This is a genomic window from Actinoallomurus liliacearum (assembly GCF_039542035.1).
Classification (GTDB): Bacteria; Actinomycetota; Actinomycetes; order Streptosporangiales; family Streptosporangiaceae; genus Actinoallomurus; species Actinoallomurus liliacearum.
Genome location: NZ_BAABHJ010000002.1, coordinates 362,788 through 375,375 on the forward strand (window position 1 = coordinate 362,788; position 12,588 = coordinate 375,375).

The window sequence follows — 12,588 nt, forward strand, 5'->3', positions numbered from 1 at the left end:
TCTCAGGAGATCCCATGTCCCCCGCATCATCCTCGTCCCCGGTCCGGGCTCGGACCACACGGCCGTGGAAACGGCGCGCCCGGCGTTCCTCGCGGTCGCTCGGGCACCGGTCGGTCCTGGTCATCCTGGCGCTGCTCGGCGCCTGCCTGAGCGGAGTGATCACCACCGCCGTCGTCGGCGTCCCAGCGGCGCACGCCGGTACGGTGCCGCCGCCCCCGTCCGGCTGGACGACCGTGTTCAGCGACGACTTCGCCGGGGCCGCCGGGTCACCGCCCTCCTCGGCGAACTGGTTCTACGACATCGGCACCGGCTACGGCACCGGCGAGATCGAGCAGACCACCAGCTCCACCGCCAACTCCTACCTGGACGGGAACGGCCATCTGGTGCTCAAGGCCATCAAGAACGGCAGCACCTGGACCTCCGCACGGCTGGAGAGCACGCGTGCGGACTTCCAGGCCCCGCCGGGCGGCAAGCTGGAGATGACGGCGTCGATCCAGCAGCCCAACCCGGCCGCCGGCCTGGGGTACTGGCCCGCGTTCTGGGCGCTGGGCTCGCCGATGCGGGCCGGCGGCGGCTGGCCCACCTCCGGTGAGATCGACATGATGGAGGACGTCAACGGCCTCAACGAGGCGTCCCAGACGCTGCACGACTCGGCCAACAGCCCCGGGCACGCGCTGATCCCCTGCCCGGACACCAGCTCGACCTGCCAGACCGGCTACCACACCTATTCGGTGGTCATCGACCGCACCAACACCGCCGCCGAGACCCTGCAGTTCCTGATGGACGGCACGGTGGAGAGCACCATCACCGAGGCCTCGGTGGGCACCACCGCCTGGCAGCAGGCCATCGACCACGGGTTCTTCATCATCTGGGACCTGGCGATGGGCGGCAACTACCCCGACGGGATCTGCGGTTGCACCACGCCGACCTCCGCCACGACGTCCGGCGCCTCGATGAGCGTCGCCTACGTGGCCGTGTACGAGCAGGGCGGCAACTCGACCCCCACCGCCACCGCCACCGCGACGGGCGCGGTCAAGGGGATCAACGGCCTGTGCCTGACGAACCAGAACGCGCTGAACACCGAGGGCAACCCGATCGGCGTCAGCGCGTGCAACGGCGGTGCCGGCCAGGTCTGGTCGACCTACAGCGACGACACGCTGCGGGTGCAGGGCGGCTGCCTCGACGTGGTCAGCGCCGGGACGACGAGCGGCACCAACGTCGACTGGTATCCCTGCAACGGCACGAACGCCCAGGTCTGGAAGCCCCAGAACGGCGAACTGGTCAATCCCAACTCCGGCCTGTGCCTGACCGACCCCGGCGGCAACACGGGCGCCCGGCTCGACATCGAGACCTGCACCGGTTCCGCGCAGCAGCAGTGGACCACGCCGTCCGGCGGCTCCGGCGGCGGATGCTCCACGACGAACCTGGCCCAGGGCAGGACCGCGACCGCGTCATCGGCCGAGTCCGTGGCCTTCCCGGCGCCCAACGCGGTCGACGGGAACCTGGGCACCCGGTGGTCGTCGGCCTTCAGCGATCCCCAGTGGCTCCAGGTCGACCTCGGCGGCACGCGATCCATCTGCCGGGCGACCCTGAACTGGGAGACCGCCTACGCCACCGCGTTCCAGATCCAGGTCTCGGGCGACGCGAACACCTGGACGACCGTCTACTCCACCACCACCGGAACCGGAGGAACCCAGACCGTCGACGTCACCGGATCGGGCCGCTACGTCCGCGTGTACGGCACGAAGCGGGCGACCCAGTGGGGCTACTCGCTCTGGGAGCTCCAGGTCTACGGGTCCTAGGCGCGATGATCTGAGCCCGGGACCGGTGGGACGGATGTGGCCCGCGCGGTAGCGTAGACGGCACCGCGCGGGCCGTTCCCCCGATGAGGCGTCGGCGCAGGACGCCCGCCTGGCCTGGGAGGGCGGCAGATGCCGATCGAGACGGCGGAGTTCGGGCGTACCGGCCACTCCAGCACGCGTGTGATCTTCGGAGCCGCGGCACTGGCCGCGGTGTCCCAGAGCGTCGCGGACCGGACCCTCGACGTCCTCCTCGAGTACGGCGTGAACCACATCGACGTGGCCGCGTCCTACGGCGAGGCCGAGGTGCGCCTCCGCCCGCTCCTGCGACGGCAGCCGGACCGGTTCTTCCTGGCGACCAAGACCGGCGAGCGCACCGCGGCCGGCGCGCGGGAGGAGCTGCACCGGTCGTTGGACCGCCTCGGCGTGGACCACGTCGACCTGTGGCAACTGCACGCCCTGGCCGACCCGATCGAGTGGGACGTCGCACTCAGCCCTGGCGGGGCGATCGAGGCGGCCCTCGCGGCCCGGGAGGAAGGACTCGTGCGGTGGATCGGCGTGACCGGCCACGGCACGCAGATCGCGGCCACCCACCGGCGCAGCCTGGAGAGGTTCGACTTCGACTCGGTGCTGCTGCCCTACAACCACGTCACCATGCGCAATCCCTACTACGCCGACAACTTCGAGGCCCTGTACCGGACGTGCCAGGAGCGGCGGGTGGCGATGCAGACGATCAAGTCGATCGCGCTGCGCCCGTGGATGGGCCGCCCGCACACCCGGTCCACCTGGTACGAACCGCTCGAGCGGCAGGACGACATCGACCTCGCCGTCTGGTGGGCGCTCAGCCGACCCGGCGTCTTCGTCAACAGCGTCGGCGACGTGGACCTGCTCCCCCGCGTCCTCGACGCCGCCGCACGCTTCGACGGTGCGCCCGACGACGCCGCGATGGACGCGCTGGTCGAGCGAGCCCGGGCCGAGCCGCTGTTCGTCTGACCCGGCGGCCCGGCCGGTCCCGTCGGGGGCTTCATTCGGTGTGCAGGGCGGTGAGGACGTGCAGGCGGGCGGCGCGGCGTGCGGGGACGGCGGCGAGGAGCCCCGCGACCACCGCGGCGGGCAGAACGACGGCCAGGAGCGGGACGGGAACGCCCGGCGGACCGAAGGCGCGCCCCTCCAGGGCCCGGCCGAGCGGCCAGCCGATCGAAAGGCCGAGCACGACGCCGGTGAGCGACCCGGTGACCACGGTCGTGAGCGCCTCGACCCGGACGATCGCGCGGATCTGACGGGCCTCGGCCCCGACGGCGCGCAGTAGCCCGATCTCGCGAGTGCGCTCCAGAACACCGAGCGCCAGGGCGGTGGCCACGGCGATCAGGCCGATGAGGAGGCTCAGCGCCAGCAGACCGGTCATCATCGTGGCGATCAGGTCGATCCCGGCGCCGACCCGGTGGCCGTAGCCGACCCTGTCGTCGAGGCTCGCCTGCGGGTAGTCGCCGCGCAGCGCGACGAGTTCCGCGCGCACCTGTCGCCGGGCACCCTCGGCGGCCCGGACGAGGATCGTCTGGTCGGCCTGCTGCGCGGGCGGGTAGTGACGCGTGTAGTCGGTGAGGGGGATGAGGTAGGCGCCGGCGACCTGCTCGTAGTCGTACAGGGCGACGACGCGCACCGGCCGGGTGCCGCCCGTCGGGTAGGTGATGGGGATCGTCTGGCCGAGGTGCCAGCCGGTGCGTGCGGCCACGGTGGCGCTGACGGCCATGGTCCCCGGTCGCAGGTCGGCCATGCTGCCGGCGCGCACGTGCGGGTCGACGAGCCGTGGATAGGCCCCCGGGTCGATGCCGCACAGTTTGTCGGACGTGCCGGGCGCCTGGAAGATCCCGCACGGGATCCCGGCGGCCGCGGCGACACCGGGTGATCGCGCGATCCGACCGGTCAGCGCCGGATCCAGTCCGGCGCCCGTCCCTGGTGTGGTGCTGAGGACGTAGTCGGCGCGCAGCGAGCGCCGTGCGTCGAGCGCGCGGCTGGAGGTGATGGTCGCCGCGAGTGCGGCGACGAGGGAGACGGTGGCGACCGCGACGACGAGGGTTCCGCCGGTGCCGGCGACCCGGCGCGGGTTGCGCAGCATCTGCCGGTCGGCCAGGTGTCCGCAGACGCCTGTGACGGCCGACAGCAGGCGGCGTGCCGGCGCGGTTAGCGGGCGTACCAGCATGGGCCCGGCCAGACCCGCGCCCAGGAGGAGCACCAGTGCGCCGATCGCGATGGACCCCCTCCCCGAGGTCGTGACGAGCAGGAGGGCCCCAGCGAGGAGGACGCACGTCGCGACGATCCGGCGCGTCCATCCGGGCGGACGGGTGCCGGTGGTCGTCAGGTCGGCGGACAGCGCGGCCAGGGGCCGCGAGCGGGACGCCCGCAGCGCGGCGGCGCCCGCCGCGACCACGGTCACGCCGACGCCGACGACCAGCGAGGCCACGACGGTGTGCGTCCGCAGGACCGGTGCCGTGGCGGGCAGCGGCAGGCCCAGAGCGCCGAGGGCGGCGCGCAGGCCGGCGGCCAGCCCGATTCCCCCGAACAGGCCGACGACGCCACCGGCCAGCCCGATCGCGGCGGCCTCCGCGAGCACGAGCCGCGCCGTCTGGCCTCGGCTCGCCCCGACGCAGCGCAGCAGGGCGAGCTCCCGCGTGCGCTGGGCGACGGTGATCGTGAACGTGTTGGCGATCAGCAGAGTCGCGACGATGAGCGCGATCACGGCGAAGGCGCCCAGGATGGCGCCGACCACCGAGGCCGCTCCGGAGATGTCGCCGGCCAGCCGGTCGGCCTGCTGAGCACCGGTCCGTACGGTGTAGGCGGCGCCCACCGCCGCCTTGATGCGGTGCGCGAGGGCGGCGGCCGGCACTCCCGCCTGGCCCGCGGCCCCGACGGCGGCGTACCGCCCGCCGGTCCCGAGCAGCCCGGGCGCGCTCCCCGGCGCGAACCCGACGACGCTGAGACCGGCGACGGTTCCGGCGGAGCCGAATCCGACGACGCCGCTGACGGTGAAGGTCCGCGCCCCGCCTGCCAGCGCGACCCGCAGCGTACGGCCCGGGGCCAGGTGGAGGCTGCCCGCGGTGGTGGCGTCGATTGCGACCTCGTCCGCGCCGCGCGGCCAGTGCCCGTCGCGCAGGGTGAACTGACGCAGCCTCGGGTCGGCCGGCACGGAGACGCCCACGGCGGCGGAAGACGAGACGGCGTGGCCATGGCGATCGAGCGGCATGGCGTACCCGGCGGCGATGCCTTCCGCGGCGCTCACCCCGGACACGCCCCGCACCTTCGAGACCAGGTCGGGACGGATGGTCGGCGCGCCCGCGAGAATCGACCCTTCGAGCCCGCCGGCGTCGGTGACCATCGCGGACACGTTCCCGGCGGACTGGGCGGCCGCGCGGTGCACCCCCACGTCGATGGTGTCGGTGAGCACGTACGTCCCGGACAGGAACGCCACCGCGGCGGCGATCGCCGTCGCCGTCGTGCCGGTACGGACCCGGCGCGCGGCGATGCCCCGGCGCAGCACGGTGCGGACGCCCATCACCGCTCCGCTCCGTCTTCCAGAGCGTCCAGCCGGTCGAGGATCGCCGGCAGCGTCGGCCCGGCCAGGTCCCCGGCGACGCGGCCGTCGGCGAGGAACAGCACCCGATCGGCGTGCGCGGCGGCCGCCGGGTCATGCGTGACCATCACGACGGTCTGGCCGAGCTCGGTCACGCATCGGCGCAACAGGCGCAGCAGCTCCGTTCCCGACCGCCGGTCCAGATTGCCGGTCGGCTCGTCGGCGAACACGACCCGCGGCTCGGTGATCAGCGCGCGGGCGACGGCGACCCGCTGGACCTGCCCACCGGACAGCTCGGCCGGACGGTGATCGAGGCGTTCGGCCAGCCCGAGCAGGCCCACGATGGTCTCCAGCAGACTCGGGTCGGCGCTCCGCCCGGCGAGCTGGAGCGGCAACTGGATGTTCTCCCGTGCCGTCAGCGAGGGAAGCAGGTTGAAGGCCTGGAACACGAACCCGACCCGCTCGCGGCGGAGCCGGGTCAGCTCGCGCTCGCCCATGCGGGTGATCTCCATGTCGCCGAGGAAGACCTGCCCGCCGGTCGCGGTGTCCAGCCCGGACAGGCAGTGCAGCAGCGTCGACTTCCCGGAGCCCGACGGGCCCATGACCGCGGTGAAGGACCCCGCCGGGACCGTCAGGTCCACCTCCCGGAGCGCGTCGACGCCGGTCGGCCCCTCACCGTAGCGGCGGGACAGCCCGACGGCGCTGATGGCCGCGGTGGTCGTGACGGTCGATGAGGACGTGGGGACGGGCATGGTTCTCCTGTGTTTCGGCATGGCTCGGCCCGCGGACCGGCCGATGTGCGACCGGCCCGCCGACCGGGCGAGGTTGTCCTGAGGATTCGGCCGGCGAGCAGCCGTCACCGACCGGGCCGAGGCCGCCGGGCTCAGCCGGCGCGCCGGCCGGCCGGGGCCGCCGGAAGGGCTCAGCCGGTGAGCACCGGCGCGCGCTCGGGTTCCGGCGTGTCGCGCGCGGGGTCGCCGCGCAGGCCGAGGAGCCCGCCGAGCACGGCGAAGCAGCCGAAGACCGCGACCGCCTCGATGCCGACCGCGATGAAGTCGGGATCGCCGATGAGGAGGTCCGGCGCCTTGATCATGAGTCCCGCGGCCACCGAGGTGGTCGCCGCCGCGCGCCAGGGATGGTGACGCAGGTCGAGCCAGCGCGTCAGCCGCGGCGCCCGGCGGCGGGCTCCCCGCCACAGCGCCTCGGCGAACCGCAGTATCCGACCCGCGACGGGCACGCGGTCGGCCAGCGCACGGCAGGCCGCGGCGATCACGTCGAGGGTGTCCTCACCGTGCCGGGCCGGTCCCAGCCAGGACGTCCGCCCGGCGGCCCGGAGCCCCGCGTACACCGCGATCGGGATGCTGATCGCGGCCACGGCGAGTGGCAGGCGTTCGGCGAACGGCACGGACGGCCGCAGGTTCCCGGCGGCCACCACCCCGACCGGGAGCAACGCGACGGCGGCCGCGGCGAGGCTGCGCCCGGCCAGTGCCGCCGGTCTCCCGGCGAGCGCGGTGCCGCGCAGCCACGGCGCCACCACGGACAGGAACAGGCCGTTGAGTCCGCAGACGACGGCGACCTGCACCAGCAGCTCTGGGACGGCGTAGAAGACGAGGGGCGACGGCCACGGCCGCGCCGGCGGCGCGGTGTTCAGGGCCAGGCCCGCCGCCGCGAACGTCACGGCGCCGCAGCCGACCAGCGCCCACGCCGCCCGGGTCAGCGAGTGCCGGACGAAGTCGGCGTTGAACTCGGCGGCGAGCGCTCGCGGGTCGCCGAACCGGGCCAGCGCGCGCTCGGCCGCCTCCTCAGGAGAGGCTCCGCCACGCCTCTCCTCTTCGATCGACTCGGCCAGATGGTCCGAGACCTCGGCGACGATCCGGCGCCGGCGTCCCGCGCCGACGCACAGCCTGGTCAGCAGGGTTTCGAGGTAGTCGCGTGTCGAGTTCGGCATGGTCAGGCCCCCGCTCCGAAGACCGCGTCGACCGCCGCCGAGAACGACCGCCACTCCCGGCGCCGTTCGTCCACGGCGTGCCGGCCCCGCGCGGTGAGCGCGTAGACCCGGCGCCGCCGGCCTTCCTCCGCCGACCAGCCGCTCTCGATCAGGCCCGCCCGCTCCAGGCGATGCAGCGCCGGATAGACCGACCCCTCGGGCAGCTCGAAGAAGCCGCCGCTGCGCTCTCGAAGAAGGTCGATCAACCGGTATCCGTGCGCGGGGCCCGTGGCGAGCACCGCGAGCACCAGACCGTCCAGGTGTCCACGTACGGCATCCATACCTAGAGATCCTAGGCTTAGAATGTCTAGGTATCAAGCGCGCGGAGGCCGGCCGCGCTAGGAGGCGTCCCGCTCGTTCGTCGGAGCGGTATCAGGAGGCGTCCGCCGGGAGTCGCCGGGCGGCCTCGGTCAGGATCTCGACGACGCGCAGGCCGAACGCCGCGTCGCAGTCGTGGGAGCACCCGGTGCGCGCCGAGTCCAGCAGCGTGTCGATCATCCGGTCGAGCGCGGCCACCGGCGTTCTCTCGCTCGACGGCATCACGGTGACGCCGTGGTCGCCGCGGAGTTCGACGGTCGAACCCGCGGCCGTGGGCGGCGCGGTCAGGCTGAGGGTGGCGGTGCTCGACGCGCCGCCGTCGTGCCGCAGGACGAGATGCACGGTGTCGCCGGGGCCGGTCGTCGCCGCGGCCACCGCACGCACGTCGCCGAGCACGGGAACCAGCACGGACAGGGCGTGCGGACCGACGTCCCACAGGGCGCCCTTCTCGCGCCGCCACGGCGAGTCCGCGAACGGCCCGCCGTCGAGCGCGCCGATCCACGCCGCGTGCGCGGTGAACCAGCCGCCGCGCCGGGCCTGCTCGGCGATCCACTGCCGTACCTCGTCGGCGAAGCGGGAGGTGAAGAACACCGCCGACGCGACACCCGCCTCCCGGACCGCGGCGACGACGGCGCGCGCGTCGGACACCTCGATCGCCAGTGGCTTGTCCAGCAGCAGGTGACGGCCGGCCCGGGCGGCGCGTACGGCCAGCGGCGCCTGGACGGCCGGCGGAAGCGCGATCGCGATCGCCTCGGCGTCCCCGATGAGGGCGTCCACGTCCTCGTACGGATGGGTGCCGAAGCGCTCGGCGAGCACGCCGGCCGCCTCGGGGCGCCGGCCCCAGACTCCGACGAAGTCGACCTCGGAGTGGCCGCGCAGCGCCGGGGCGTACGCGAGTTCCGCCCACGGGCCAGTCCCCAGTAGTCCGATCCGCACTCTCTCGCCCTCCTCGTACGCTTACCAACCCCGTCGACCGACATGGTGTCGAAGTCCGGAACCGGACACCAATAGTCAAGAGGACGTAAAGTCATATTGACCCGCAGGTGACGAATTCCTATGTTCCGCGCAGCACCACCAAACGTGGTGCCACCGGCCGGAAGGCGGTAGACCCCGCCGCATCCGGCCTCCCGCCAGAAAGGGAGCAAGGATGTCACCCCCATCCACCCGAGCCCGTCGCCTGCGGCGCACGCTCCTGACCCTCATCGCCGCACTCGCCCTGCCCATCGCCCTGCTCACCGCCGCGACCGCGCCGGCGAGCGCCGCCCCGGCCGCCGCCGGACCGCATCACGTCGCCCCGGTGAAGCGCGCGTGCGCGGCCCCCACCCGTCGTGGCCAGATGGCGTGTCTGTCCCTCGTACGCACCGACGTGGCCGCCCGCCAGGGCGTCCACCCGAACCTGGCACCGTCCGGATACGGCCCCTCCGACCTGCAGAGCGCGTACGCCCTGCCGTCCTCGTCGGCCGGATCCGGGCAGACGGTCGCGATCGTCGACGCCTATGACGACCCGAACGCCGAATCCGACCTGGCGACGTACCGCTCCCAGTACGGGCTGGCCGCCTGCACCACCGCGAACGGCTGTTTCAAGAAGGTCAACGAGACCGGTGGCAGCAGCCTCCCGTCCGCCGACTCCGGCTGGGCCGAGGAAGAGTCGCTGGACCTGGACATGGTGTCGGCGGTCTGCCCGAGCTGCCACATCCTGCTCGTCGAGGCGACCCAGCCGAGCATGGCCGACCTGGGCACCGCGGTGAACACCGCGGTCAGCCTCGGCGCCAAGTTCGTGTCGAACAGCTACGGCGGCTCCGAGGACAGCACCGACCCGAGCAGCGACTCCTCCTACTTCAACCACCCGGGCGTCGCGATCACCGTGTCGTCGGGCGACAGCGGCTACGGCGTCGAGTACCCGGCGGCCTCGCAGTACGTCACCGCGGTGGGCGGAACCTCGCTGTCCCGGGCGTCGAACTCGCGTGGCTGGAGCGAGTCGGCCTGGTCCGGCGCGGGCTCGGGCTGCTCCTCCTATGACTCGAAGCCGTCCTGGCAGAAGGACTCCGGCTGCGCCAAGCGCACGGTGGCCGACGTCTCGGCCGTGGCCGACCCGAACACCGGCCTCGCCGTCTACGACAGCTACCAGGTCGGCGGGTGGCTCGTCGTCGGCGGCACCAGCGCCTCCTCGCCGATCATCGCCGGCGTCTACGCGCTGGGCGGGTCTCCGGCGTCCGGCACCTACCCGGCGTCCTACCCGTACGCTCACACCGGCGCGCTCAACGACGTCACCTCGGGCAGCAACGGTTCGTGCAGCCCGTCCTACCTGTGCACCGCCGGTTCCGGGTACGACGGGCCGACCGGGCTGGGCACTCCCAACGGGGCGACGGCCTTCCAGGGCGGATCCACCGGCGGCAACACCGTCACGGTGACCAACCCGGGCAACCAGACCAGCACGGTCGGCACGGCGGTCACCCTGCAGATCCAGGCGACCGACTCCGCCTCGGGCCAGACGTTGACCTACAGCGCGACCGGCCTGCCCGCCGGGCTGTCGATCAACTCCTCGACCGGCCTGATCTCCGGGACGCCGACCACGGCGGGCACCTCGAACGTCACCGTCAGCGCCAAGGACTCCACCGGCGCCTCCGGGTCGGCGTCCTTCACCTGGACGGTGAACCCGGTCGGCGGCGGGTGCTCCTCGCCGGGCAACAAGGTGAGCAACGGCGGCTTCGAGAGCGGCACCTCACCCTGGACGACGACCTCCGGCGTCGTCTCGGCCAACGGCAGCGGTGAGACCTCGCACTCGGGCAGCTACTTCGCCTGGCTCGACGGCTACGGCACCACCCACACCGACAGCGCCACCCAGTCGGTGACGATCCCGTCCGGCTGCAAGGCCTCGCTCAGCTTCTACCTGCACATCGACACGAGCGAGTCCGGCAGCACCGCCTACGACAAGCTGACGGTCAAGGTCGGCAGCACGACCCTGGCCACCTACAGCAACGTCAACGCCGCGTCCGGATACACGCAGAAGACCTTCGACGTGTCCTCCTACGCCGGCCAGACCGTGACACTGTCGTTCAGCGGCACCGAGGACTCGTCCCTGCAGACGAGCTTCGTGCTCGACGACGTCGCCATCAACGCATCCTGACCGTGATCCATCGGGGCCCCGCGCGTCTCCCGCGCGGGGCCCTCCTCCTTCGTGGCCGCTCCGGCCCGGCGCCACCGGCACGCCACCACCGGGCACGCCACCACCGGCACGCCGCCCTTCCCAAATCCGGCCGCCTGGAGTAGACAGGCGGGAGACCGACCGGTGGATCGGCCCTCCGGCCGCCGGCCCGGCAGAGAGGCAGTGCCCATGGCCGCCGACGACCGGGGCGACTTCACCGGCCGCTGGGAACACGAGAAGACCCACCTGCGGAAGGCGTTCTTCCGGCTCGACATCGCGGCGTTCCTCATCTGCGCGCTGGTCGGCCTCGACACCCTCGGCACGGTCGCCGCCAAGGGCCCGCAGGGCCTGGTCTGGCTGCTGTTCCTGGCGGTGTTCTTCTTCCTGCCGTACGGGCTGCTCGCCGCCGAGCTCGGGTCCTCGTTCCCGTTCGAGGGCGGGCCGTACGTCTGGACGAAGCTGGCCTTCGGCCGGTTCGCCGCCGGCGTCAACCAGGTGCTCTACTGGCTGTCCAACCCGGTCTGGCTCGGCGGCACGCTCACCATCGTCGCCGTCACCACCTGGGAGAAGTTCTTCTTCGCCCTGCCGGGCGGCTGGAAGTACGCCGGCGGCGCGGTCTTCGTCTGGATCGGCGCGCTGGCGGTGCTGCTCGCATTCCGCGTCGGCAAGTGGCTGCCCACGATCGGGGCCGTCGCCCGCATCGTCCTGATCGGCGCCTTCCTCGTCTCGGTGGTCGTCTACGGCGCCGAGCACGGCGTCCACCTGCGCGGAGCCGATCTCAAGCCCACCTACATCGGGTTCGTCGGGCTGGTGCCGGTCCTCGTCTTCAACTACGTCGGCTTCGAACTGCCCAGCACCGCGGCCGAGGAGATGACCGACCCGCACCGGGACGTGCCCGCCGCCATCGCCCGCTCCGGTGTGCTCGCGGTGGTCCTGTACGGCGCGCCGATCCTCGGCACCCTCCTGGTGCTTCCCCACGCTGCCATCGGCAGCCTGGGCGGGTTCGTCGACGCGTGCAAGGCCGTGTTCACGGTCTACGGCGGGCACGTCGCGGCCGACGGCTCGGTGACACTGACCGGCGCGGGCTCGGTCATGGGCGAGATCGCCGCACTCGGGCTCATCATCGGGGTGCTTACCAGCGGCATCACCTGGTCGATGGGCGGCGACCGGGCTCAGGCGGTGGCATGCGCGGACGGCGCCGGACCGGCGTTCCTCGGGAGGTTCTCCGCCCGCTTCGGCACCCCGGTCCGGGTGAACATCCTGTCGTCCGTCGTGTCGACGGTCGTCATGGCGGCGGCGTTCCTGCTGAGCAAGGGCGACGCGCAGAAGTACTTCTCCGCGGTGCTCGGCCTGGCCATCTCCACCACCTTCATCTCCTACCTGCTCGCCTTCCCGAGCCTGTACGTCCTGCGCCGCCGGCTGCCCGACGTCGAACGGCCGTACCGCGCACCCGCCGCGGGCCTGGTGGCGGCGCTGCCGACGGTCTTCGTCGTCTTCACCCTCGTGCAGCTCGTGTGGCCGGGGCTCGGGGTCGGCTGGTTCGGCACGTCGGGCGACCCCGCCGGTTCTCTGCCCGAGGGCTTCGCCCACGACCGGCTCGGCTATGTGGTGAGTCAGCTGGTGCCGCTCGCCCTGTGCGTCGGCCTCGGCGTGCTGTTCTACGTGCTCGGAACGCCCACGCGCCGGGCGCGCCGGTCCGCGGCGGAGCCCGGCCCCTCCCCCGCCGGGGACGCCCCGGCCGACCGGTGAGCCCGGACGACGGGCCCTTGTC

Annotated in this window: 9 protein-coding genes; 4 read left to right on the forward strand and 5 right to left on the reverse strand. The window is 73.1% G+C overall.

What is annotated here, in order from left to right; all coding sequences use genetic code 11:
* Positions 1-14: 14 nt before the first annotated feature.
* Both ABD978_RS04300 and ABD978_RS04305 read left to right on the forward strand, forming a co-directional pair.
* A complete protein-coding gene (locus ABD978_RS04300) occupies positions 15-1,802 on the forward strand; it encodes a discoidin domain-containing protein (protein WP_345348595.1) in 1,788 nt (595 codons plus the stop codon).
* A 129-nt stretch (positions 1,803-1,931) separates the two neighbouring features.
* On the forward strand, positions 1,932-2,792 hold the full coding sequence (locus ABD978_RS04305) for an aldo/keto reductase (RefSeq protein WP_345348598.1): 861 nt from the start codon (positions 1,932-1,934) through the stop codon (positions 2,790-2,792).
* A gap of 31 nt (positions 2,793-2,823) precedes the next feature.
* Here ABD978_RS04305 and ABD978_RS04310 read toward each other — a convergent pair whose 3' ends face one another.
* The 5 genes from ABD978_RS04310 to ABD978_RS04330 all read right to left on the reverse strand — a co-directional run bounded on the left by ABD978_RS04310 (position 2,824) and on the right by ABD978_RS04330 (position 8,608).
* The gene (locus ABD978_RS04310) at positions 2,824-5,349 is read right to left on the reverse strand and encodes an FtsX-like permease family protein (protein ID WP_345348601.1); all 2,526 of its coding nucleotides are present in this window, start codon (positions 5,347-5,349) and stop codon (positions 2,824-2,826) included.
* Positions 5,349-6,119, reverse strand: a complete 771-nt coding sequence (locus tag ABD978_RS04315; RefSeq protein ID WP_345348604.1) for an ABC transporter ATP-binding protein — start codon at positions 6,117-6,119, stop codon at positions 5,349-5,351. The genes ABD978_RS04310 and ABD978_RS04315 overlap by 1 nt, the downstream gene beginning before the upstream one ends.
* Positions 6,120-6,289: 170 nt before the next feature.
* Positions 6,290-7,315, reverse strand: a complete 1,026-nt coding sequence (locus tag ABD978_RS04320) for a permease prefix domain 1-containing protein (RefSeq protein ID WP_345348607.1) — start codon at positions 7,313-7,315, stop codon at positions 6,290-6,292.
* A gap of 2 nt (positions 7,316-7,317) precedes the next feature.
* The gene (locus ABD978_RS04325) at positions 7,318-7,635 is read right to left on the reverse strand and encodes a PadR family transcriptional regulator (protein ID WP_345348610.1); all 318 of its coding nucleotides are present in this window, start codon (positions 7,633-7,635) and stop codon (positions 7,318-7,320) included.
* A gap of 91 nt (positions 7,636-7,726) precedes the next feature.
* Positions 7,727-8,608 carry a Gfo/Idh/MocA family protein gene (locus ABD978_RS04330; RefSeq protein ID WP_345348613.1) on the reverse strand — a complete coding sequence of 294 codons (882 nt, stop codon included), beginning with the start codon at positions 8,606-8,608 and terminating at the stop codon, positions 7,727-7,729.
* 211 nt (positions 8,609-8,819) lie between these two features.
* On the opposite strand from ABD978_RS04330, the gene ABD978_RS04335 reads away from it, so the two are divergent.
* Positions 8,820-10,799: a putative Ig domain-containing protein gene (locus tag ABD978_RS04335; protein ID WP_345348616.1), complete on the forward strand. Its 1,980-nt coding sequence runs from the start codon at positions 8,820-8,822 to the stop codon at positions 10,797-10,799.
* 207 nt (positions 10,800-11,006) lie between these two features.
* Positions 11,007-12,566 (forward strand): APC family permease, encoded by a 1,560-nt coding sequence (locus ABD978_RS04340; RefSeq protein WP_345348619.1) that lies wholly within the window; start codon positions 11,007-11,009, stop codon positions 12,564-12,566.
* Positions 12,567-12,588: the final 22 nt, after the last annotated feature.